Genomic DNA, 22,902 nt, shown 5'->3' with positions numbered 1-22,902 from the left:
GCCAACTGCGAGCGAACAAATGAAAAGACCTTTTTCCCGTTTGGTTTTCGGATCGATCTGGCTGTTGACCATGCTTTTTCTCGCCGGCTGCGCCGGCGACGACGACGACGATGATTCCGGCGCCGGCGAAACCGACGACGACGCTTCTCCCGTCGATGACGACGATGACGATAACGATGACGACAACGATGACGACAACGACGACGACAACGACAATGACAATGACGACGACAACGACGACGACACCACACCCAATCCATACGAAGGCATGGCACCGTCAGGCATCGCGATCGACGAAATGCTGGCGATCGCCAGCCACATGAGTTACGACGTGGAGGACGATTACGCGCGCAACTTCGAAATCGCGCGGGACGTCGAGGCCGGGGTGAGCTACTCGCGGCGCGGCTTCTACTGGAACCATATCGAACCGAGCGACAACGTCTGGGATTTCGCCGGCTACGACGTCATGGTCGGTCTGCTGACCGAGGCCGGCATCGAACCGACGGCGTTCCTGACTCATTCCGTCGGCTGGGCGGCGCCCGGCGGCAGCCCGAACGAGATCGATCCGGCGGTCTGGGCCGATTTCGCCGCGACCACGGCGGCCCGTTACGCGGATCAAATCGAGCGTTGGGAAATCTGGAACGAGGCCAATACCTCGATGTTCTGGGATCCGCCCAGCCCCGAGCACTACGGCGATTTGTTGAAAGCCTCCTACACGGCGATTCACGCCAACGACGAATCGGCGACCGTCATCTTCACTGGCCTCTCGGGTTTCGATCCGAATCTGCTCGATCCGCGCGGCATCTGGAACTTCATCGCCCGGGTGGCCGAGGCGCATCCGGACATCTGCGATTACATGGACGCCCTGGCGATCCATCCTTATACGTTCCTGCAACAACCGGGCCCCGAACTGACGGTCGATCTCACCATCTACCATTATCCGAATCTGCGCGACAGCATCGCCGAGGCCCGCGGCCTGCTGGAGGACATCGGCTGCGGCGATTTGCCGATTCATCTGACCGAGGTCGGCTGGCCGGACTTTTTCATCGGCGAGGACCGGCAGGCCGCCTACCTGGCGCGCGGCGTGATGCTGGCCCGGTCGGCCGGCGCCGCAAGCTATTACTGGTATACCTTCTTCAATGAAAACGATGCCGCGGACATCGATCTTCCCACCGAGGATTGGTTCGGCCTGTATACCAACCCCGAATTGGGCGAACCGCAGGTCAAACCCTCGTTCGAAGCGCTGATGGGGGTTCATCTGATGCTCGGCGGCTCACGCTACGCCGGCGACCTGGGCGCGGCCTTGGCCTGGGGCGACGACAACTATGCCCTGGCGTTTGCCGACGATGGCGGCAACTGGACGCTCGGCATCTGGCATGCCGCTCCGAAACTCGACGAAGAAGCGACGGTCACCGTGCCGTTGCCGCCCGGCGCGACCGGCACCTGGATCTTGTACGACCAGAACGGCGAAACGGTTACGCAGGGCGATGCGGCCGACGGCGCGGTTGAAGCGACGCTGAACGGCCGGGTGCAATACCTGCGCGTCGCCGTATCGCCGGGCCGGTAACGGATCGCCCTCGGGATAAAAAATTTGATCTGATAGTTTCTTCGACGCCTGGATTTCTCCCGGGCGCGGTAGTATAGTTAATCCATCATGCAGGAAAATGAGTACCGCGACAATTTCGTGGATGCGGTGCGCCTGTCGCGCCTCCCCGGGGTGGGCGCTCATCATTTTGCGGAGTTGATTCGATTGCACGGCAGCCCGCGCGCGGCCTTGCACGCCTGGAGCCAGGTCACGCCGCACGACAGCCTCAAAGCCCCGCTGGCCGGCGCGGTCGGCGGGTTGGAACGGTACTTCGCCGAAGGCGGCCGGGGCGTCTATCTGGGGGCCGAGGACTATCCCGCCTTGCTCGACCGGATCTCCGAGCCGCCGCCCTATCTGTTTCGCCGCGGTCCATTATGGCCACTCGATAGTTTCAGCGTGGCGATCATCGGCGCGCGCGAGGCCGGCGAAGCGGCCTTGTCCTTCGCGCACGACCTGGCCAACGCCCTGGCCAGCATCGGGGTGACGATCGTCAGCGGCGGCGCGCTGGGCGTGGATGCCGCGGCGCACGAGGGTTCGCTGTCGGCCGGCAGCCGGACGGTGCTGGTTTCGGCGACCGGGATCGACCGAGTTTACCCGGCGAGCAACCAGGATTTGTTCGACCGCGTGGCCGAGCGCGGCTGCATCCTGACCGAACTGTTGCCCGGCACGCCGCCACGCAAGGATTTTTTCCCGACCCGCAACCGGATCGTCGTCGGCCTGGCGCGCTTGTTGGTCGTGGTGGAAGGCCGGCTGCAAAGCGGCAGCGCCAGTTCGTACCACCACATGCGCCGTCTCGGCCGGCTGGTCTTCGCCTGGACGGGCGCGAGCGGCGCGGGCGCCGAATTGCCGGCCTTGATCCTGTCGCAAGGCGGTTTGCCGTTATCCGCGCCGGATCCCCTGCCGATTCTGCACTACCTGCTACGGCCGGTGGATTCGCCGGCCTAGGTTGCGTCAATCGCGGCAAATCGCTACCTTTCCGGTTAGAGGACCGCATGAACAAGCCGTTGCGCTGGATTTGCATCTTTGTCTGGTTGGGTTTGCTGGCTCTTTTCGCCTATCGCCAGATCACCGCGCAATCCCTGCCGCCCGGGCTGGCCGTCGCCGCCGCCGCCGCTTCCGAAGACGAAGACCGGCAGGAGTGGTATGGCATCTACATCAATCAACCCAACGGCGAACGATACAAAATCGGCTACGCCATGACCCGGCGCAGCGAGATCGCCACCGGCTTCCGCACCGACGCCGACACCTACATGCGCCTGGCCATTCAGGGCACCGAACAGGTGATGCGCACCGAGAGCAAAATCCTGACCGACGCCGAATACCGCCTGCAGTACGTCGATTTCGTCATGCGGTCCGACAAAATGAAGTTCAAGGTGACCGGCCAGGTGCGCGGCAACGAGATCCAACTCGAAATCGAGGCCGCCGGCGCGACCCAGAAGCAAACCATGGCGCTGCCCGAGGTGCCGGTGATGCCCGACGACATCGTTTCCCTGCTGTCGAAGCAGGGCGGGCTCAAGGTCGGCAACACCGTGGAACTGCCGTTCTTCGATCCGATGACCCGCCGCTACGACAAGGCCCGGGTGCGCGTCACCCAGCGCCTGGAGCCCGCGGCCGCCGACGGCCGGAAGATCGTCGCCTACCGCGTCGAAACGGAAATGGCGGGCACCACCGCCGTGGCCATCGTCGACGAAGCCGGCAACACCCTCGAACAGACCATGGCCAACATCACCATGCTGCGTGAAACCCGGCAGGCGGCGCTGACCGAAAACTGGCGCGACAAACCGGCCGACCTGCCCGAGATCGCCCGCGTGCCCGTCGACCGGCCGATCCCCAAGCCGCGCGAGGCGCGGCGGCTGACGGTGCGGTTGGCGGGCGCTTCCCTGGACGATCTGCCGCTCGGCGACAGCCGGCAGACCTTTGCCGACGGGGTGCTGACCGTCCACGTGCCCGAGCCGCCGGCCAAGGGAACGTTTAAACCGCCCCTGCATACCGACGATCCGGAAATGCGGGCGCTGCTGGAGCCCGAGCCGCTAATCGAAAGCGACGATCCGGCGATCGTCGCGCAGGCCCGCCAGATCGTGCCGGTTGCGATCGACGCGCTCACGACGGCGCGGGTGCTGGCTTCCTGGGTTCACGACAACCTGGAAAAGAAGCCGCTGATTTCCATCACCAGCGCCAAGGAAGTGCTGCAGATCCGGCGCGGCGACTGCAACGAGCACGCCTCGCTGTACACGGCGTTGGCGCGGTCGCTCGGCCTGCCGGCGCGGATCGACATCGGCCTGGTTTACGTGAACGGCGCTTTTTACTACCACGCCTGGAACAGCGTTTACGTCGGCGAATGGGTGAGCGTGGACGCGACCTTCGGCCAATTCCCCGCCGACGCGACGCACCTGCGCATCGTTTCGGGCGGGCTCGACAAGCAGGTCGATATTCTGCGCGTGATGGGCAACCTGAAGATCGAGGTGCTGGAGACGCCATGATCCGGACCGAGGGTTTGACGAAAAATTACGGCAAGCTGGTGGCGGTGGACCGCCTGGACCTGGACGTGCGGCCGGGGGAGGTTTTCGGCTTTCTGGGGCCGAACGGGGCCGGCAAGACCACAACGATCAAAATGCTGGTCGGGATGTTGCAGCCGACGGGCGGCAAGATTTTCATCGACGGCATCGACGCGCTGACCGATCCGATCGCGGCCAAGGCGGTCACCGGTTATATTCCGGATCGGCCGTATTTGTACGAAAAGCTGACCGCGCGGGAGTTTCTGCGCTTCGTCGGCGGGCTTTACGCCGTACCCACGGCGGAAATCGACCGCTTCGGCGGCGAGTTGCTGCGAATGTTCGAGCTCGAAAAGTGGGCCGACGAACTGATCGAGAATTTTTCGCACGGTATGAAGCAGCGGCTGATCATGTCGGCGGCGCTGCTGCACCGGCCGAAGGTGCTGATCGTCGACGAGCCGATGGTCGGCCTCGATCCGAAGGGCGCCCGCCTGGTCAAGCGCATTTTCCGCCAACTGGCCGCCGACGGCCACACGCTGTTCATGTCCACCCACACCCTCGAGGTGGCCGAGGAGGTGTGCGACCGCATCGCGATCATCAACCAGGGTCGGATCATCGCCCTGGGCACCATGGCCGAGCTGCGCGCCACCAACCGGAACGAAGGCGGCCGGCTGGAGTCGATTTTCCTCGAATTGACCGGCGGCGAGGACCTCGCCGACCTGGTCGGCGTCTTGCGCGAGTGATTTATTCTTGATATGTATAAGTAAAATATATTGAGGAAATGAATGGCTGAGACACGAAGTTTACGCGATCCAATCCACGGTTTTATAAAATTAACAGAAAATGATGCAAAAATCATTGATACTCCATTATTCCAACGGCTACGAAGAATCAAACAGCTAGCATTAGCCTATTTAGTTTATCCAGGCGCACTACATTCAAGATTTGAACATTCTTTAGGGGTATTTGAAGTTGCAGGTCGAATGGCGTTAAAATTGGGCTTATCGCAAGATGAAATACGCCTGGTAAAGGAAGCAGCATTACTACATGATTTAGGCCATGGCCCCTTTTCCCATGTTTCGGAAACAATTCTTGAACTGTATGGAGAAGGTAATGAAGGAAATGTCGAAAAAATAGAAAAAGAGAAAATCCATGAAAAACTGACACACCAAATTATCCAGACTCATCCTGACTTGGACCGTCCCCTTTCCAGAGATCAACGAATGGATATTGTAAAAATATTAAGCGAAAATGATCGCTCTCCTATTCTTAAATCGATAATTACAGGTCCATTGGATGCTGATAAACAGGATTATCTTTTGCGAGACAGTTATTATTGTGGCGTAAAGTATGGCATTTTCGACCTTGATCAATTGCAGCGAGAGATGTGCTCAATTCCGGATGTTGCTGGCGAGCATTATTTAATGGTAGATAATGATGGCGTAAACTCATTGGAACAATATATTTTAGCAAAGTATTATTTAACTAATCAGGTCTATCGCCATCGAGTAAGATTGATCACGGATGAAATGATTGTTCGTGCGGTTGTCCTTGGAATAGAAGAAGATAATTTAGACTGGTTATACAATATTTATCATTATGAAAGTACAGATAAATATATGGGTGAGTATCTAAAATGGGACGATAATGAAATTTTCAGTCGCGCCTTGGAGGAAAAAAATAGGTCAACCTTAGTCTATAATATTATGTTAAGAATTCAAAATAGGCACCTTTTTAAAAGGGTTTACCACAAAGTATTAGGAGATGCTTTTAATGCTAAAGAAAAACAGATACTCCAGACAATAATGAGACCAGAAAAAAAAGAAACGCGATCGTTGTTGGAGAGTCAATTATGTCAGAATATTGAGAAGGAATGTCAAAATCTAGGAATCGCTTTTGATGTGACGGATATAAGGTCAGCTGTTAAAAATAGATATGTAATATTAAATGTATTCCAAGTTAAGTCTGTAAAATCCCAATCGACAGAAGATGAATCAGAAATCATGATCCATTTAGCCAACAATAAATATCGCCGTTTTGAGATCGAATCTTCTCTATTTCGTTCTATAAATGAAAAAATGAATGAGTATCATGTTTAAATTTATGCGCCGGTAAATTACTCTACACCCGAAAAGAGAGAACGCTTAATTCAGGCGCTTGAAATGCCGATAAAAGAGACTGTGAACAGCTTTGCAACCAGGGAGAGCGAAAATGAACATTGAAATCACACATTTTCTTCTTCTTGTTTATAAAGCATTTGGCAATAGCATCAATGGTAAAACTGTTTTACAGAAAAGGGTTTACTTCCTTGGTCATAAATTGGGAATAAACCTCGGCTATAAACCGCATTACTATGGGCCTTACTCGCCAATTATTGAAAATACAAATTCGACATTAAAAGCTTTAGGATATATTGAAGAAAAGATATCAGGGGCCGGTTTGGATCCTTCTGGTTTTGAAATGGCGAGACACGATTTTTCTTTAACTACTATGGGGCAAAGTGTTTCCGAGATGCTAGCTAGTCAACGCACTGAAGAATGGACGAGAATTCAGACAGCTGCAAAAGATATTGAAACAAAAAGTAGCGGCTTAAACTATCTAGACCTTTCTATTGCTGCCAAGGCGTATTTTTTATGCTTAAATAAAGGGGAAAGTATTACTTTTGATGAAATTAAAAAAGTTGGAAAGGACTATGGTTGGACAATAAAACAACAGGATCTTGAAAAGGCAGCCAGTTTTTTAAGGAACCTTAATTTAGTTCAGTAGATTAAATTGTTTTTCACTTCCCACTATTCTGATTCAAGTATTCCCATTAAAATGTCGAATATGTATCTACCAAATGAAGCAAAGAAGGTCTCATAATGCCCCCTTGTAAAATCGTCTTTGCCTACGGTCGCGAGGAAAAACCGGTTTTATTCACTTTTGTACCTTTGGCCTCGATGCGCCTGGCGGCCCTTTGCGACCGGCACGGCATGTCGGGGCTGATTCTCGACGCCAAACGGCATCCCGACGACTGGGAAGCGACGCTGCAAAAGGAACTGTCCGACGCCTTCGCCCTGGTCATCATGGGCAAGATCGGCCGCCAACTCGAAGACCTAATCACCGCGACGCAGATCGCCAAGCGGCTGCACCCGGAAATGCCCGTTATTTTCGCCGGTTGGCAGGCCGCCATGGCCGCCGAGGCCAACCTGGGCGAGCCGACGCTCGATTACTGCACCGTCGGCACGGCCGAAACGACCTTGCCGGAATTGCTGACGACCCTCGCGGCCGGCGGCGACGCGGCGAACGTGCCCGGCATCGCCTACAAGCGCGACGGCGAGATCAAACGGACCGCGCCGCGCGAATTCGACCGCAATCTCGACGAGTTCGCCGCCGGCTGGGACAAGGTGGACCTCAACTGGTACATCGAGCGCGACGGCGGCCGCTGCCAGCAAATGATCGCCGGCATCGATCGCGCCATCAACTACACGTCCTCGCGCGGCTGCCACGGCAAGTGCCGCTTCTGCCACATCACGGCGATGTTCGAGCGCGGCTGGTTCGGCTACAGCGCCGAGCGCGTGCTCGAGGACCTGACCTACCTCAAGGAGCGCTACGGCGTCGCCGGCGTCGATTTTCACGATTCGAACTTTTTCACCAACAAGGTGCGGGCGCGGCGGATCGTCGAGGGGATGATCGAACGCCGATTGAATATCGCCTGGAAATGCAGCGTGCGCGTCGACCAGTTGCTGACCTACGAAGACGACCTGATGGCGATGATCCGCGACAGCGGTTGCCGGGAACTGGCGATCGGCGGCGAATCGGGCAGCCAGCGGATCATGGACCTGATCGAGAAGGAGATCGGTCCCGAGGCGGTGCGGGCCTGCTCGGAGCGGGTCATCAAGTACGGCATGAACCCGGTGTACTCGTTCATGGTCGGCTTCCCCGACGAAAAGAACTGGGTCGATACCAAGATGACGCTGCGCTACATGGCCGAACTCAAGGAACTGGCGCCCGACGCCGACAGCTCGTATTTCTATTACACGCCGTTTCCCGACACGCCCCTCTACGATTGGGCGCACAAATTCGGCCTGCCGTACGCCAAGAAACTGAGCGATTTTCTCATTTACAGCCCCTACGATCCGAACATGCCGTGGGTCGACGCGCGGCTTTCCGAACTGCTGAAAATGGCCACCCGCTTTTACTTCAAGTTCGCCATCCCCGACGCGACGATGCGCGAGCGGCTGCGGACCCACAAGCTGCGCCTGCCGCTGCGCCTGCTGTCGAAAATCAGCCATTGGCGCGTCCATCGGCTGCGTTACGAGTTCCCGATCGAATACCGGCTGGCCCGGTTCATGAAGGACACGGTGATCGGCAAGTGGGGCTGGTTCAAAAAGCTGCGCGAGGTGCTGTGATGGGTCTGACGATTCGCGCGGTCACCGACCTGGCCGGCCTGGAAGCCTTGCGGCCCGCGTGGGAAAGCCTGACCGGCCAGGGCGCGGGCGATTCGCTTTTCGGCTCGCACCTCTGGAACCGGATCTGGTGGAAGCATTACCAGTCGCTGGGCGAACTTCGCGTACTGACCGCGCTGGACGGCGAGGCGGTCATCGGCATCTGGCCGCTGTTTTTGACCGAACGCACCTTCGGCGAGGTCGAGGTGGAGATGATCGGCCCGCGCAAGATGCCGCTGCCGGCGAAGGGCACGCGGGTGCGGGTGCTGGCGTACCTGGGCAGCGGGGAAATCTGCTCCGATTTTCTGCAGCCGATCGTCGCGCCCGAGCGGGCGCCGGAGGTGCTGGCGGCGATGACCGCGCACCTGAAGGCCGCGCGCGACTGGGACGTGCTGGACCTGGCGGACATGGCGATCGACAGCCCGGTGCTGCCGGCGCTGGGCGCGGCGCTGGAAAAGCAGTGCGGCCGGGTGCGCCGCCGCCATCGCTATTTCGCGCCGTACGCACCGCTCGCCGCGACCTTCGACGAGTATCTCGAAACCCTCAGCAAAAAGAGCCGTTACAACGCCCGCAAGAAACTGCGCCAGTTGCAGCTCAACCACAAGGTCGAGCACGTGTTTCACGAGGATCCGGCCACCGTGCACGAGGCGATGGAAACGCTGATCCGGCTGCACCTCGCGCGCTGGAACGCCGACGGCCTGCCGGGCGTGTTCGTCAACGAGCGGTTCGTCGGCTTTCATCACGACATGGCCGCGGCGGGGCTGGAACGCGGCTGGCTGCGGCTGGGCATTCTGCGGGTCAACGAGCAGCCGGTGTTCGCCACCTACGGCTACCAGATCGGCGACCGGTTGTACCTGTACCAGCAGGGCAGCGATCCCGATCCGCATTGGGACACGTACAACCTGGGCTACGTCGCGCTCAACTTCGCCGTCGCCGACGCGGTGGAGCGCGGGGCGCGGGTCTACGATTTTCTGCGCGGCGAGGCCGCCTACAAATTGCATTGGGCCCGGGAAAAACGCGAACTCGTAGAGTGGCAGGCCGCGCGCGGCGGATGGCGCGGCCGCTTGTTCATGTGGCATAGCGCCATCAATACCGATGACCAGCTTCGCGCCAAGGTGAAGCGCTTGATTGGCAGGTAACGAAATGCGAATGCGCCGTTTGTTGGGTTTGACGCTGGTGGCGTGCGCCATGCTCGCGACCGAAATCGTGCTGACGCGGGTGTACTCGGTGGTGATGTGGTACCACTTCGCCTTCCTCGCGATCAGCGTCAGTCTATTCGGCATGGGTTTGGGCGCGCTGCTCGCCCACTGGTTCGGATCCCGGCTGGCCGGCCGGGAAGAAGCGGCGCTGTCTTTCGCCGGCGCGGCGTCGGGCGCGGCGGGCGGTTTGCTCATCGCCCTGTTGCTGACGATGAAGCTCGGCGATTTCGAATTCACCAGCGCCAGCCTGCTCAAACTGGCCCTGGTCTACACCGTTTCGGCGCTGCCGTTCGTCGCCGGCGGCCTATTCATTTCGCTGCTGTTGCAGCTCGAGGCCAAGCGGGCCGGCGTGGTGTATTTCTTCGACCTGATCGGCGCGGGCCTCGGCTGCCTGCTGACCGTGCCGCTCCTGAAACTGTTCGGCGGTCCGGCGGCGGTGCTCGTCGCGGGGGCGCTGGCGGCGCTCGGCGGCGTGACGGCCGGCGGGGCCGACAAAAAGTCGCGGTGGACGGTGGGGCTGGCGGTCGCCGGCGGCCTGCTGGCGGTGGCGATCTTTCACCTGACCACCGGGTCGACGCTGCTGGAGCCGCGCTACGTCAAGGGCAACCGCGAGCCCGCCCGCCTGACGGTCGACTGGAACAGCTTCTCGCGCGTCATCGCCTTCGCCCGGCCGGACATCGGCGACATCATGATCGAGATCGACGGCATCGCCCACACGCCGATCACGCCGTTCGACGGCGACACCGCCAAGACCCAGGACGCCGCGGCCTATTTGCAGCGCCTGCCGTACATCATCCGGCCCGGCTCGACGACGCTGATCTTCGGGTCCGGCGGCGGCGAGCACGTGCTGACGGCGCTGGACGCCGGGGCCAAGCGCGTCGTCGCGCTCGAATACAACCCGCTGGTCGTCGATCTGGTGCGCAACCGTTTCGCGAACGTCTCCGGCGGCCTCTACAACCGCCCCGACGTCGACGTGGTGATCGACGAGGGCCGCAGCTACATCCGGCGCACGAACGAAAAATTCGACGTCATCCAGTTCACGCTGATCGACACCTGGGCGGCCACCGCGGCCGGCGCGTTCGCGCTTTCCGAAAACAACGTCTTCACCGTCGAGGCGATGCACGAGTATTTCGACCACCTCGCGCCGGGCGGCATGATCAGCATCAAGCGCTGGAACGACACGCAGGAAATCGTGCTGCGCCTGATGGCGTTGGCGAAAACCGTGTTGCTGCAGCAGGGCGTGAAGTATCCGGAGCGGCACTTCTTCATCGCCCGCGACGAGGCCTTCGCCAACCTGATGATCAAGAAGGACGAGTTCACGCTGCAGGAAATGGGCGACCTGGTCGAGCACTGCGCCAAGCTGAACCTGCCGATCGTCTACAGCCCCTATCATTCGGGCGACGACCCGCGCTTCAAGGAACTGGCGGAGCGGGGCGATTTCGCCGCCTGGTTCGCCGAGCAGAAGCAGGATCTCTCGCCGACCACCGACAACCGGCCGTTCCTGTTCTATACCCTGCGGCTGCGGAACCTGCCGGAGGTCTTCAAGGAGGCTTACAGCGCCAAGATCCACAACCTCGGCCCGCTGGTGCTTTACGCGCTCGGGGCGCTGGTGCTGGGGCTGGTGGCGCTGTTCATCCTGCTGCCGGCCTGGCTGACCCGCGAAAGCAAGGCCAAGCCGCCGTTCCGCTTTGCGCTGTACTTCGCCGCGCTGGGCCTGGCCTACCTGCTGGTCGAGGTGGCGATCATGCAGAAGTTCATTCTCTACCTCGGTCATCCGACCTACGCGCTGACCGTCGTGCTCTTCACAATTCTGCTGGCCTCGGGATTGGGCGCGGGGCTGTCCGAGCGCATCTATCCCGACCGGACCGTGCCGCGCCTGCGGGTGATCGTCGGCGCGCTGGCGCTGTACGTCGCGGTGCTGCTCATCGTCAGCCCGCGGCTGTTCCACGAGACCCTGGCCCTGGCGTTGCCGCTGCGCATCGGCCTGACCGTCCTGTTCCTGCTGCCGCTCGGCCTGCTGATGGGCATGCCGTTCCCGCTGGGCATCCGGCTGGTGGGTTACGATTACCCGCGCGGCGTGACCTGGATGTTCGCGGTCAATTCCGCGGCCAGCGTGCTGGGTTCGGTGGCGGCGATGCTGCTGGCCGTGAACTTCGGTTTCTCCAGCGCCATCATTCTGGGCCTGGCGCTGTATCTGGTCGCGGGCTTCCTGCTGTAACCGGCCGCGACCGGCGAAAGAAAGAGAGCCATGAGCACCTTCGCCCGCATTGCGAAAAACACCGCATCGCTGGCGGCGGGCAATCTGATCACCAAGTTCCTCAGCCTGGCGTTTTTCGTTTACGTGGCCCGTCGTCTGGGCGATCTGGGTTTCGGCCGGTTTTCGACCGCGACGGCGCTGGTCGGCCTGGCGGCGGTGCTGCCCAACTACATCGCGCGGCCGTATCTGATCCGGGAAACCGCCCGGGCGCCCCAGAAGGCCGGGCTCATCCTGGCGCAGGTGTCGCTGACCAATTTCGTGTTTTCGCTGCTGCTCTTCGCGACGTTGCGGGTGATCGCCCCGCACCTGGGCTACCACCCGGACACCGTGGCGGCGATTCTCATTCTGGGTTTCGCGCTGGTGTTCGACACGGCGACCAACAGCTATCACGCCGCGCTGGCCGGCTTCGAGCGCCTCGACCTGTCGGCGCTGCTCAACATCGGCAACACGCTGATCACGGTGACGGTCGGCGGCGCCGTGCTGTGGCTCGGCTACGGCCTGACGCCGCTGGTGCTCAGCTACGCCACGGCCAAGTTTCTGACCTTCGGGCTGGCGCTGGGGATGCTGCGCCGGGTGGGGGCGGCGCCCGCGCCGCGTTTCGACCCCGCGCTGATGCTGACGCTGCTCAAGGGCTCCTGGCCGTTTTTCGTCACCACGCTGTTTGTCATGCTCTACGCGCGCCTCGACATCGTCATGCTTTCGTTCTTCCGGCCGGAAAGCGAAGTCGGCTATTACAACGCCGCCTACAAGGTCATGGAAGGCCTCGGCCTGTTATCGGCGAGCTTCGTCACCGCCATCTACCCGGTGCTTTCGCGGCTGTTTGTCGATCGCCCCGACCGCCTGCGCGAGGTCTATCACCAATCGCTACGCTACCTCGTGGCGTTCGTCCTGCCCGCCGCCACCGGACTGGCGCTGATCGCCGACGACCTGATGCCCCTCCTGTTCGGCGCTTCCTTCGCGCCCGCGGCGACGGCCCTGGCGATCCTGGTCTGGGGGCAGGCGCTCGACGGCATCAATCCCTTGCTGTCGCAGACGCTACGGGCCACCGACCGCGAACGTAGCGTGGCGGTGATCACCGGCATCGGCGCGGCGATCAACCTGGTGGCGAACCTGATCCTGATTCCGCCGTACGGCCTGTACGGCGCGGCGATCGCCACGGTGCTGAGCTTCGGCATCCTGCTGGTCATCAACCTGTGGGCGATTCACGCGGTGGTCGGCGCGGTGCCGTTGCGCGGCCCGCTGCTGCGCACGCTGGCGGCGACGCTGCTGATGGCCGGCAGCCTCTACTACCTGTCGCGGTGGGTGCTGGCCGGATGGCCGGCGGGCGGACGGCTGGCGCTGACGCTGGTCGCCGGCTTCGTGCTGTACCCCGCGTTCGCCTGGATCTGCGGCGTGCTCGACGCGGCGGACCGCCGGTTGTTGCTGACGCCGCTACGGCGCCGGTTCGCGCCGAAAACGCCGGCGGGGCGATAGATGCGCTGGCCGATTCGCGAGGTGTTGCTGGTGCCGGCGGTGGATTGGCGGCACGTCGCCTGGCGGCGGCTCGGCCGGGGGGCGAAATTGCCCGCGCCGGTGCCGCGCCTGGCCTCTTCCCTGAACTACCTGCTCGAACAAATCGTCGCGGCGGCCGATTCGGCGACGGTCGGCTTTTTCGGCGAGACGATCCGCGGCGAACCGGAGTTGATTCGGCAGGTCGTTGCGGCCGGCTGCGAAATCGCCGTCCTGACCGACAATGAAATCGATCCGTGGTCGCTGACGCCCGCGGCCCTGCGACACCAGGTGCTCAACGCCGTCGACGCCCTGAACGTCCTGGGCTTGACCGGGCCGTTTCGTTTCCTGCCGCCGTTTCCCGATAATCGCCGCCTGGATCCCGCCCGGGTGACGGCGCTGCGCGAGGCGGGCATCCGCCAGACGCTCGGCTGCGGAGGCGAAGGCCTGCCCGCGCTGTGGCTCGCCGAATGGCACGGCCGGCCGCTGGCCGACGAGGTGGTGCGGTTCGTTCCGGTGCGGTTGCTGCAACGGGCGCTGGCCGCGCGGCCGGGCACCGCGCTGGCGCTCTCGCCGATCGACGCCGATCCCGGCGCGCCCCTGGGCGGCCGCGGCCGTTCCTGGATGCTGCAAAAGCTGCCGAAGTTGCTGCGCGCGGGTTTCGTTTCCGCCGAGTTGCTGCGTTAGGGCTGTCCGGCCAACGGCTGGTAGCGGCAGAGCACGAGGTTCTCGATCACCAGTTCCGCCTGGTAATTGTTCAGAATGAAGTCGCGCAGTTCCGGGAACTCGGCCTTGAGCATCGCCGTCGAGTCGCGGCCCTGGCCGGTGATCCACGGCATTTCGTCGCGGGTGACCAGCACCACGTAGGCGGGCGGGCGGGCGGCGAGCGCCGCGACCAGTTCCTCGTACCATTCCCGCTTGTGCCACTTGGCGACGATCGGATAGTTCGAGCAGAAGCGCGTCGGCGGCCGGCGGTCGGCCAGAAAATAAATCAGCGTCTCGAAACCCCAGATGTAAACGCCGTCGCCGGGCGCGGTGTGCAAGCGCAGGTAGTCGGCGGCGCGGTAGTTCGCGGTCGCGGAAAAATCCCCGCCGGTCGATAGGGTGTCGAAGCGCTGCCGGTAGGCGTCGGCGGTCAGCGCGCCGGTCGACAGTTGCCAGGCGTCGGCGAGGCGGCGCGGCGCCAGCGCGCCGAAGCGGACCGCGAACGCGCCGAGGCCGAAAACGGCGAGCGCCGTGGCGAGCAGCGCGGCCGGCAGCAAGCGGCGGCGCCACGCTCCGGCCAGCCGTTGCCCGTACCAGCCCGCCGCCAGCGCCAGCGGCGCGAACAGCGGCAGCCAGTGGTAGGCATAGAACTTCGCCATCACGGCGATACCCGCCAGCGTGCCGAAGATCCACAAGACGGCGGCCACGGAAAAAGGATGGCGCTCGTAGCGCGCGGCCCAGGCGAGCATCGCGCCGGCGGGGAAAACGAGGACGGCGTACTTCCAGGCGAAGCCGCCGACGACCTGCCGGAAAAAGGACAGGAAGGCGGCGGCGCTGCCGTGGTGGGTCAGCACCGCGTAGCGCGGCGCGAAAACGAACAGTGTGTAGTAGAAATCGCTCCAGGCGCCGGTGACGACCAGATGCAGCGCGTAGGCGCCGACCGCCAGCCCGAAGCCGAGGCCGGCGGCGACGAGGCGGCCGAAAACCGGCCGCACGCGCGCGCCGAACGGACCGGCCGTTCCGGCGAAGAACAACGCGATCACCGGCAGAAAGAGCAGACCGTGCGTGAAGCGCAGCAGAAAGACCGCGCCGATCAGCAGGCCCGCGCCGAGATCCCACGCCCAGCGCGGCCCGCGCGCACGCGGCAGCACCGCCAGCAAGGCGAGGGTCGCGGGCAAAGCGACGAAGGCGTCGGTGTTGCCGAGGTTCCAAAAATCGTTGCCCAGAAAATAAACGACCGCGTAGAGCGCGCCGGCGATCAGGCCCGCCCATCGGCCGAAGAGGCGATGCCCCAACAGGCCCAGCGCGAGCGCGGTCGCGCCCTGCCATAGCAAGTCGAGCAGGCGCAGCGACCAGCCGTGTTTGCCGAACAACTCCAGACCGGCGGCGTAAACGTAGAAGATGCCCGGCGGGCGGATTTCCCAGGCATCTTTGTAGGGCGCGCCGCCGTGCCGCAGCACGTCGGCGATGTACAGGCCGATGCCTTGATCGCGGCCCAGCGGCAGCCAGAGGGTCGGCCCGCCGGCCAGCAGCACGGCGAGCAGAATCCAGCCGGCGGCGCGGCGGAACGGGGCGGCGTCGCCGGCCGCGCTCATCAAGCCTCGCCGTTCTCGGGCGCGGGTTCGTCGTCGGGCGCGGATTCGTCGTCGGGCGCGGGTTCGTCGTCGGGCGCGTGACCGTTGTCGGGCGCGTCGCCGTTGTCGTCGCCGTTGAGCGCCTGGCCGACGAAGCGGTCGGCCGCGGCGACCCGCTGGCTTTCCTCGATGTCGATCAGTCGCACGCCCTGGGTGTTGCGCCCGATCACGTTGATGTCGCCGACCCGCAGGCGGATGAGCTTGCCGGCGTCGGTGATGATCAGCAGTTCGTCCTCTTCGGTGACCTGCAGCATGCCGACGACCTGGCCGTTGCGCTCGGTCGTCTTGATGGTGATCACGCCCTGGCCGCCGCGATGCTTGACCGGGTATTCTTCCTCGAGGGTGCGCTTGCCGTAGCCGTGCTCGCAAACCGTCAGGAGCGACGCGCCGGGCCGCACGATTTCCATCGAGACGACCTCGTCGTTCGGCGCCAGGGTGATGCCGCGCACGCCGCGGGCGCTGCGGCCCATCTTGCGCACGTCGGTTTCGCGGAAGCGGATCGCCTTGCCCAGCTTGGTGGCCAAGAGCACGTCCTGCTTGCCGTCGGTCAGCTTGACGCCGATCACCTGGTCGCCCTCGTCGAGCAGCAGGGCGATGATGCCCGAAGCGCGGGGGTTGGCGTAAGACATCAGGTCGGTGCGTTTGACCACGCCCCGGCGGGTGGCGAAGACGATATTCTGCCCTTCAAGGAAGGCCTTGACCGGCAGCACGGCGGCGATCGTCTCGCCGGTCTGCTGCAGGTTGAGCAGGTTGATGATCGCCTTGCCGCGGCTGGCGCGGCCGGCCGGCGGAATCTGGTAGACCTTCAGCCAGTAGACCCGGCCGGCGGTGGTGAAGACCAGCACGTGGTCGTGGGTGTCGGCGACGAAGACCTGGTCGACGATGTCCTCTTCCTTGGTTTCCATGCCGATCTTGCCCTTGCCGCCGCGGTGTTGGGCGCGGTATTCGCCGACCGCGTTGCGCTTGACGTAACCGGCGCGCGACACCGTGACGACGACCTGCTCGTCGGCGATCAGATCCTCGAGGCTCAATTCGCCGGCGTCGTCGAGAATGACGGTGCGGCGGGGATCGCCGAACTTGTCGCGCAGTTCGACCAACTCGTCCTTGATCAGTTGCATCAGCAGCGCGTCGTTGGCGAGGATTTCCTTCAAGCGGGCGATCAGCGCCAGCAGTTCGTTGTATTCCTCGATGATCTTGTCGCGTTCGAGGCCGGTGAGTTTTTGCAGCCGCAGATCGAGGATCGCCTGCGCCTGGCGCTCGGACAGGCCGAACCGGCTCATCAATCCCTGGCGCGCCACGTCCACGGTAGCGCTGGCGCGGATCAGCGCGATGACCGCGTCGAGGTTGTCCAGGGCGATTTTCAGGCCTTCCAGGATGTGGGCGCGTTCCTCGGCCTTGCGCAGTTCGAACTTGGTGCGCCGGGTGACGACCTCGCGCCGGAAGGCCACGAACTCCTGCAAAATTTCAAGCAGGTTCAGGATGCGCGGCTGGCCGTCGACGATGGTCAGCAGGATGATGCCGAAGGTCGTCTGGCAGTTGGTCGACATGTAAAGCTGGTTGATCAGCACCGCGCTGTTGGCGTCTCTTTTCAGGTCGAGCACGACGCGCACGCCGTCCTTGTCGGATTCGTCGCGCAGGTCGGCGATGCCCTCGAGGCGCTTTTCGCGCACGCCGTCGGCGATCTCCTCGACCAGCCGGGCCTTGTTGACCTGATAGGGCAGTTCGCCGATGACGATCTGCTCGCGGCCGTTTTTCTCCTCGGTGTCGATCTTGGCCCGCACGATGATCTTGCCGCGCCCGGTGGCGTAGGCGTCGATGATGCCCTGGCGGCCGTAGATGAAGCCGCCGGTCGGAAAGTCGGGGCCGGGAATGTAATCGAGCAGCTCGATGGTCTGCAAATGGGGGTTGTCGATCAGCGCGATCAGCGCGTTGACGACCTCGCGCAGGTTGTGCGGCGGAATCTTGGTGGCCATGCCGACCGCGATGCCTTCCGAGCCGTTCACCAGCAGGTTGGGCACCTTCGAGGGCAGCACCACCGGTTCCTGTTTCGACTCGTCGTAATTCGGCTGCCAGTCGACGGTGTCCTTGTCGATATCGGCCAGCAGTTGCTCGGCGAAGCGGTGCATCCGCACTTCGGTGTACCGGTAGGCGGCCGCCGGGTCGCCGTCGAGGCTGCCGAAGTTGCCCTGCCCGTCCACCAACGGATAGCGTAGCGAAAACGTCTGCACCATCCGCACGATGGTGTCGTAAATCGCCGCGTCGCCGTGCGGGTGGTATTGGCCCATGACGTCGCCGACGATGCGGGCGGCTTTGCGGTAAGCCTTGCCGGGCAGATTGCCCGTTTCGTTCATGGTGTGCAGGATGCGCCGGTGCACGGGTTTGAGCCCGTCGCGCACGTCGGGAAGGGCGCGGCCCACGATCACGCTCATCGCGTAATCGAGGTACGATTGCCTCATTTCGTCTTCGATGTTGACCGGTAGTCTTTGCTCTGGCGCCATTCGTTCAAATATCCTTTTGATGGCGTGTTCAAATCCGCCGTGGTGCAATCGCGTATTAATACGATATTTTGGTTTCGGGGTCAAGGCCGGGAGCCGGACGCGATATAAAAAAAGATCAATATTAATGGCTACTTATAAAGAGTCGGCCGAAGGACCGTACCGGACGATTCCCCCTGGACAACCCCCGGTCGATCGGAATATGGTTCTTTTAACCCGGGAGGGAGGTTATCCGATGCGCAAGGGATCGATTTGCCTTTTCTGGTTCGCGATCGGCTGCCTGATCGTCACGGCATGGCCGGCGGGTTTTTCCGGCTGCGGCAAGACCCGCGAACGTTGCGTTTCCTGCCCCGACCCCGAGGCGAGGTCCTGCGAGGCGATGACCCGCGCCTACGACGCTTGCAACCTGGCGCCGGCCGGATTGTCGCGCCCCAGCGCCCTGACGGCCTGCGAGGGCGATGAAGCCGAATCGTTCTGGGACTGCGCCCAGGCCTGCTACGATCTCTACGATGATTGCGATCATTGGCGCGATTGCCTCGCCTATTGCGACAACCCGGAGGACGACGACGACACCTGGCCGGACGACGACACCTGGTGGGACGACGATTCTTGGGACGCCGACGACGACGACACCGCGCCGCTGCCGTGGGATTGCGAAAGCGCGTTCGTCTTTATGTATGAAACCTGCGGCTTTGTGCTGGTCGACGAGGACGGCAACGAAATTTCCGAAGCCGATGCGATCTCGGCCTGCGAGGCGGGCGACGACCTCTACCAGGACATCGAGAACTGCATCGTCGACCTGGCGCCGAATTGCGACAATATCGCGGATTGCATCAACGCCCTGTTCGAGGGAGGCCGGTCATGAGCGGGCGCAACGGATGGTGGCTCGGCGGTTCGCTGCTGGCGCTGTTGGCCGGACTGTTGGCGTTTTCCTGCGCCGATGAAACGACCTGCGTCGTCTGCGACGGCGAGGCGGAAGAGAGCGCGGCCGCGGCCGCCTGCGGCGACCTGGTCAAGGCGATGTCCGCCTGCGGGATCGAGTTGAGCGGGTTGACCGCCGAGCAGGCCGCGACGAGTTGCGAGCAACACTACGGCCAGCGGCTCGCGGAATGCTATTTCGATTGCTACCGCACGTATTCCCGTTGTTCGTTCTGGACCGAGTGCGTCGGCGGCTGCGAAAACGATTACGGCCAATGGGACGACCCCGACGCCGCCACGGATGCCGTCGCCGATTGCACGAAAGCCTATCTGTGGATGTACGACCAATGCGACATGGCGTTCACCGACGAGGACGGCCACGCGATCGACCGCGAAAAGGCCGTCGCCTGGTGCATCGCCGGCAAGAAGCATTACGGCGACGATTACCTGCAATGCATCCTGGATTTCTACGGCGTGTGCGATGACGTTATTCACTGCCTGTTGACGCTCTGACAGCGGGTGGCTGAAACGCCGCGAATGAAGGCGGCTTTTTCCTTTCCCGGTTTTCTATAGTACAATCCAAAAAAACCGTAGAACGGCGAAACGGCCGGCCGGCGGCGAAGGATTGCACCGCGTGGATACCCTGTTTGTTGTCGATGACGAAATTCTGATCACCGAGGTGCTGGACCGGTTGCTCGCCGACGCCGGTTACGCGGTGCACGTCTACCATCAGGCCGAGCCGGCGTTGGCCGAAATCAAGGAAAAGAATCCATTTCTGGTGCTGCTCGATCTGCAATTGCCGGGCATGAACGGCCTCGAAGCCCTGCAGTTGATCCGCCGCCGGAACCGCGGCACCGAGGTGATGATGATTTCCGGCTACGGCACCATCGAAATGGCGGTCGAGGCGATGAAGCTGGGCGCCTGCGACTTCCTTTCCAAGCCGCTGCAATTGCCGGAAGTCCTCTCGCGGGTCGGGCGCATCCACGAAACCTTTCTGTTGCGCAACAAGGTCGACGAGCTGCGGTCGCGCCAGAAAGAGGAATTTTTCGCGACCCTCTACCAGAGCCGTCACCCGTCCTTCGCGGCGATCGACCGGACGGTGCGCCAGATCACGCAGTTTCCCAACATCGTGGCGCTGATCACCGGCGATTCGGGAACCGGCAAGGAAATGCTGGCCCGCCAGATCCACTACCAAAGCCCGCACGCCGAAGGGGCGTTCGTGCCGGTGAACTGCGCGGCGATTCCGGAAAATCTGCTCGAATCCGAACTGTTCGGCTACGAACCGGGCTCCTTCACCGGCGCGCTGGCCAAGGGCAAGGCGGGCCTGATCGAACGGGCCGACGGCGGCACGCTGTTTCTCGATGAAATCGGCGATCTGCCCGCCGCCGCCCAGGTCAAGCTGCTCCGCTTTCTGCAGGATCGTATCGTGACGCGCATCGGCGGCAGCGAGGGCCGTAAGATGGATTGTTCCATCATCGCCGCCACCCATCGCGATCCCGAAAAAATGATGAAGGAGGGGACGTTCCGCGAGGACTTGTACTACCGGATCAACGTCATTCGGCTGCATCTGCCGCCGCTGCGCGACCGCCCGGACGACATTCTGGCTTACGCCGATTCTTTTCTGACGCAGTACAACCAGCACATGGGCCGGCGCTTTCAAGGCTTCGACCAATACGCCCGCCAGAAGCTGCTGACCTATGCCTGGCCCGGAAATCTGCGCGAATTGCGCAATGCCATCGAGCGGGCCTGCCTGCTGGCCACGGGCTCCTGGATCACGGCGATCGACCTGGTGACCAATGCGCAAGAGACGATCGGCCGTCCGGAGGCCGGTTTGGAAAAACCCATGCCCCTGGACTTGGCGACCAACATCTATGTGCGCCGGGTTTTGGAATCGGTGAGCGGCAACAAGTCCGAAGCCGCAAAATTGCTGGATATCAGCCGTAACCGATTGAAAAGACTGCTTAGTTCCAATTAGCTGGTCCATTTTGAACCGCTTGAGGCACTTTTTTCCCCTAAACGAATAATGGTCCGAAACGAATCAAATCGAAAGTCAAAAAAATGGCGTTGATCCGTTATGGACCACACGTTTTCAGGCTTCTTTTTCCGATGGCTCCAGTTTTGTCGCCGTAAGTATCCAGAAAGATGCATCAAAATGAAATATTCTGGCATTCGGTGCCATTTTCACAAAGTGGCACGGGCATTGCTATTAGGTAGAGCGTCAAGAGAAAGCGCGACAGAAAAAAACGGGGAAACGGTTCCATTTGACGAAAAGGGGTGATCCGATGGGGGCCAGCAAACTGAACACGAAACAAATCAGCACGATCAGCGCCGCCGACGTCAACATCAACGACTTCGAACTGTTCAATGACATGGTTTGCTCGTACGTCGTCAATCAACCGTTGGATCAGGGCGAAATGATTCTCATCAAGGCTTCGTTCAAGAACGCCTGCGAATCCGACGCCGATGCCGACGACCAGGTCTTGTACCGCCGTCGTGTCGTGCCCTTCGTCACGCGGGTGACCGAGGCGAATCCGAACCGCGAACGCAAAGCGATCCGCGTTTCGGCCCGCATCGAAAGCATCACCGATGAAGACCGGCACTTCTTTTACAAGAAGTACTTCGAATCGACCGAAGAACGCGATCCTCTCTCCCTCGAAATCGAGGGCAAGCATATTCAGCTTTCGTTGATGTAGCCGGCCGATACCGCTTAATCCGGCTCCTTCAACTCCGTCTTCAGTACCGGCGCGAGCAGATTGCTCAGCAGCCGGTACCCCTCCATGTTCGGATGCAGGCCGTCACCCGTGAGGTCTTCCCGCAGCCAGCGGCGATGATCGGCGAGCGCGCCGTGCACATCCACGAAAAGAATGCCCAAGCGCCGGCAGAAACGCCGCAGTTCGACGTTGAGATCGCGGATCAGCTCGTTGGTGCCGTCGACGCTCAACCCGGGAACCGGGACGCGGGTCGGCAGCAGGGAAAGCACGACCGGTTTGATGCGGTGGCCCTGGAGCCGCAGCGCCAGGGATTCGATGTCGACGGCCGTCAGCAGCGACCGATCGTCGGGCGGAAGCCGGTCGAGCAGAAACAGGTCGTTGATGCCGATGAGCAGCACGGCCAGCCGCGGGCGGAGGGCGGCCACGTCGCGCAGGAGCCGTTCGTGCAGGCCGCGGGTCGTGTCGCAGGCGATGCCGCGGTTCACCACCTCGTAACGGCCGGCCAGGGGCAGCGGGGCGAAGCCTTCGATCAGCGAGTCGCCGGCGAAGACCAGGTCGACGAGCCGGTCGCGCCGGCGGTCGTCAGCGGCGAATTGCGCGCGTTTTTGCCGGGCCCAGTCGGCGCAGCGCGGCGGCAAGTCGGCCGGCAGCATCACCGGCAGGGCGTAGGTCGCCGCCGCGGGCGGCGGCTCGGCGGCCGGTTCCGCCGGCGGTTCGGCGGGCGTGTCCTGGGAAAGCGCCACGACGGCCGTTGCCGCCAGCATCAACAACAAGAGCGGCACGATGGTTCGCCACATGAGTGGTATTCTCCTTCGGCGGGAAAGCATCCGCCGCCAAGTTAACACGCGCTGCCTGTTTATACTTAGGCAATATGTCCCCTCAACTGTGCAGCAAAAATGTCCCCTTGGTTACGTAGAGTTCGGAGCCGAGGCCTGATAGACCCACGTCCAGTTGGTTGTTCCCTTTCGATTTTCCGTTTTGCATCGGGCTT

Annotated in this window: 18 protein-coding genes; 15 read left to right on the top strand and 3 right to left on the bottom strand. The window is 61.9% G+C overall.

What is annotated here, in order from left to right; all coding sequences use genetic code 11:
* Nucleotides 1-19 precede the first annotated feature (19 nt).
* The 11 genes from GX444_13430 (at nt 20) to GX444_13380 (ending at nt 14,135) form a co-directional block, all read left to right on the top strand.
* Nucleotides 20-1,567 (top strand): hypothetical protein, encoded by a 1,548-nt coding sequence (locus GX444_13430; protein NLH49583.1) that lies wholly within the window; start codon nt 20-22, stop codon nt 1,565-1,567.
* An 87-nt stretch (nt 1,568-1,654) separates the two neighbouring features.
* Complete coding sequence (locus GX444_13425; GenBank protein ID NLH49582.1) at nt 1,655-2,530, top strand: DNA-processing protein DprA; 876 nt, start codon at nt 1,655-1,657, stop codon at nt 2,528-2,530.
* Between the two features lie 47 nt (nt 2,531-2,577).
* Complete coding sequence (locus GX444_13420; protein ID NLH49581.1) at nt 2,578-4,065, top strand: transglutaminase domain-containing protein; 1,488 nt, start codon at nt 2,578-2,580, stop codon at nt 4,063-4,065.
* A complete protein-coding gene (locus GX444_13415) occupies nt 4,062-4,820 on the top strand; it encodes an ABC transporter ATP-binding protein (protein NLH49580.1) in 759 nt (252 codons plus the stop codon). The genes GX444_13420 and GX444_13415 overlap by 4 nt, the downstream gene beginning before the upstream one ends.
* Before the next feature lie 42 nt (nt 4,821-4,862).
* Nucleotides 4,863-6,176 carry an HD domain-containing protein gene (locus GX444_13410; GenBank protein ID NLH49579.1) on the top strand — a complete coding sequence of 438 codons (1,314 nt, stop codon included), beginning with the start codon at nt 4,863-4,865 and terminating at the stop codon, nt 6,174-6,176.
* 112 nt (nt 6,177-6,288) lie between these two features.
* Nucleotides 6,289-6,843 (top strand): hypothetical protein, encoded by a 555-nt coding sequence (locus tag GX444_13405; GenBank protein NLH49578.1) that lies wholly within the window; start codon nt 6,289-6,291, stop codon nt 6,841-6,843.
* A gap of 95 nt (nt 6,844-6,938) precedes the next feature.
* Entirely contained in the window at nt 6,939-8,468 is a 1,530-nt protein-coding gene (locus GX444_13400) for a B12-binding domain-containing radical SAM protein (GenBank protein ID NLH49577.1), read from the top strand.
* Nucleotides 8,468-9,643, top strand: coding sequence for a GNAT family N-acetyltransferase (locus GX444_13395; GenBank protein ID NLH49576.1), 1,176 nt, complete (start codon nt 8,468-8,470; stop codon nt 9,641-9,643). The genes GX444_13400 and GX444_13395 overlap by 1 nt, the downstream gene beginning before the upstream one ends.
* A gap of 10 nt (nt 9,644-9,653) precedes the next feature.
* Nucleotides 9,654-11,921: a hypothetical protein gene (locus GX444_13390; GenBank protein NLH49575.1), complete on the top strand. Its 2,268-nt coding sequence runs from the start codon at nt 9,654-9,656 to the stop codon at nt 11,919-11,921.
* A 30-nt stretch (nt 11,922-11,951) separates the two neighbouring features.
* Entirely contained in the window at nt 11,952-13,433 is a 1,482-nt protein-coding gene (locus GX444_13385) for a flippase (protein NLH49574.1), read from the top strand.
* Entirely contained in the window at nt 13,434-14,135 is a 702-nt protein-coding gene (locus tag GX444_13380) for a hypothetical protein (GenBank protein ID NLH49573.1), read from the top strand.
* Here GX444_13380 and GX444_13375 read toward each other — a convergent pair.
* Together GX444_13375 and gyrA are read right to left on the bottom strand one after the other, a co-directional pair.
* Complete coding sequence (locus tag GX444_13375) at nt 14,132-15,748, bottom strand: hypothetical protein (protein NLH49572.1); 1,617 nt, start codon at nt 15,746-15,748, stop codon at nt 14,132-14,134. The two genes, GX444_13380 and GX444_13375, sit on opposite strands and share 4 nt — an antisense overlap.
* The gene (gene gyrA / locus GX444_13370; GenBank protein NLH49571.1) at nt 15,748-18,285 is read right to left on the bottom strand and encodes a DNA gyrase subunit A; all 2,538 of its coding nucleotides are present in this window, start codon (nt 18,283-18,285) and stop codon (nt 15,748-15,750) included. The genes GX444_13375 and gyrA overlap by 1 nt, the downstream gene beginning before the upstream one ends.
* 232 nt (nt 18,286-18,517) lie before the next feature.
* On the opposite strand from gyrA, the gene GX444_13365 reads away from it, so the two are divergent.
* From GX444_13365 to GX444_13350, 4 genes are all read left to right on the top strand, one after another.
* Nucleotides 18,518-19,147, top strand: a complete 630-nt coding sequence (locus tag GX444_13365) for a hypothetical protein (GenBank protein ID NLH49570.1) — start codon at nt 18,518-18,520, stop codon at nt 19,145-19,147.
* Complete coding sequence (locus GX444_13360; GenBank protein NLH49569.1) at nt 19,144-19,713, top strand: hypothetical protein; 570 nt, start codon at nt 19,144-19,146, stop codon at nt 19,711-19,713. Before GX444_13365 ends, GX444_13360 begins: the two co-directional genes overlap by 4 nt.
* Nucleotides 19,714-19,834: 121 nt before the next feature.
* Nucleotides 19,835-21,175, top strand: a complete 1,341-nt coding sequence (locus GX444_13355; GenBank protein NLH49568.1) for a sigma-54-dependent Fis family transcriptional regulator — start codon at nt 19,835-19,837, stop codon at nt 21,173-21,175.
* A 307-nt stretch (nt 21,176-21,482) separates the two neighbouring features.
* Complete coding sequence (locus tag GX444_13350) at nt 21,483-21,893, top strand: hypothetical protein (GenBank protein ID NLH49567.1); 411 nt, start codon at nt 21,483-21,485, stop codon at nt 21,891-21,893.
* A gap of 14 nt (nt 21,894-21,907) precedes the next feature.
* On the opposite strand, the gene GX444_13345 is transcribed toward GX444_13350, so the two are convergent.
* Nucleotides 21,908-22,708, bottom strand: a complete 801-nt coding sequence (locus GX444_13345) for a hypothetical protein (protein NLH49566.1) — start codon at nt 22,706-22,708, stop codon at nt 21,908-21,910.
* Nucleotides 22,709-22,902 lie beyond the last annotated feature (194 nt).

The organism is Myxococcales bacterium (genome assembly GCA_012517325.1).
Lineage (GTDB): Bacteria > Lernaellota > Lernaellaia > Lernaellales > Lernaellaceae > JAAYVF01.
This window is presented reverse-complemented; position numbering and strand designations above follow the sequence as displayed.

Excerpts from the sequence above, each read along its gene's own strand:
- GX444_13395 (NLH49576.1), top strand. The coding sequence starts at position 8,468 with ATGGGTCTGACGATTCGCGCGGTCACCGACCTGGCCGGCCTGGAAGCC.
- GX444_13380 (NLH49573.1), top strand. The coding sequence starts at position 13,434 with ATGCGCTGGCCGATTCGCGAGGTGTTGCTGGTGCCGGCGGTGGATTGG.
- GX444_13350 (NLH49567.1), top strand. The coding sequence starts at position 21,483 with ATGGGGGCCAGCAAACTGAACACGAAACAAATCAGCACGATCAGCGCC.
- GX444_13425 (NLH49582.1), top strand. The coding sequence starts at position 1,655 with ATGCAGGAAAATGAGTACCGCGACAATTTCGTGGATGCGGTGCGCCTG.
- GX444_13405 (NLH49578.1), top strand. The coding sequence starts at position 6,289 with ATGAACATTGAAATCACACATTTTCTTCTTCTTGTTTATAAAGCATTT.
- GX444_13385 (NLH49574.1), top strand. The coding sequence starts at position 11,952 with ATGAGCACCTTCGCCCGCATTGCGAAAAACACCGCATCGCTGGCGGCG.
- GX444_13375 (NLH49572.1), bottom strand. The coding sequence starts at position 15,748 with ATGAGCGCGGCCGGCGACGCCGCCCCGTTCCGCCGCGCCGCCGGCTGG.
- GX444_13420 (NLH49581.1), top strand. The coding sequence starts at position 2,578 with ATGAACAAGCCGTTGCGCTGGATTTGCATCTTTGTCTGGTTGGGTTTG.
- GX444_13400 (NLH49577.1), top strand. The coding sequence starts at position 6,939 with ATGCCCCCTTGTAAAATCGTCTTTGCCTACGGTCGCGAGGAAAAACCG.
- gyrA (NLH49571.1), bottom strand. The coding sequence starts at position 18,285 with ATGGCGCCAGAGCAAAGACTACCGGTCAACATCGAAGACGAAATGAGG.
- GX444_13345 (NLH49566.1), bottom strand. The coding sequence starts at position 22,708 with ATGTGGCGAACCATCGTGCCGCTCTTGTTGTTGATGCTGGCGGCAACG.
- GX444_13430 (NLH49583.1), top strand. The coding sequence starts at position 20 with ATGAAAAGACCTTTTTCCCGTTTGGTTTTCGGATCGATCTGGCTGTTG.
- GX444_13415 (NLH49580.1), top strand. The coding sequence starts at position 4,062 with ATGATCCGGACCGAGGGTTTGACGAAAAATTACGGCAAGCTGGTGGCG.
- GX444_13390 (NLH49575.1), top strand. The coding sequence starts at position 9,654 with ATGCGCCGTTTGTTGGGTTTGACGCTGGTGGCGTGCGCCATGCTCGCG.
- GX444_13365 (NLH49570.1), top strand. The coding sequence starts at position 18,518 with ATGCGCAAGGGATCGATTTGCCTTTTCTGGTTCGCGATCGGCTGCCTG.
- GX444_13360 (NLH49569.1), top strand. The coding sequence starts at position 19,144 with ATGAGCGGGCGCAACGGATGGTGGCTCGGCGGTTCGCTGCTGGCGCTG.
- GX444_13410 (NLH49579.1), top strand. The coding sequence starts at position 4,863 with ATGGCTGAGACACGAAGTTTACGCGATCCAATCCACGGTTTTATAAAA.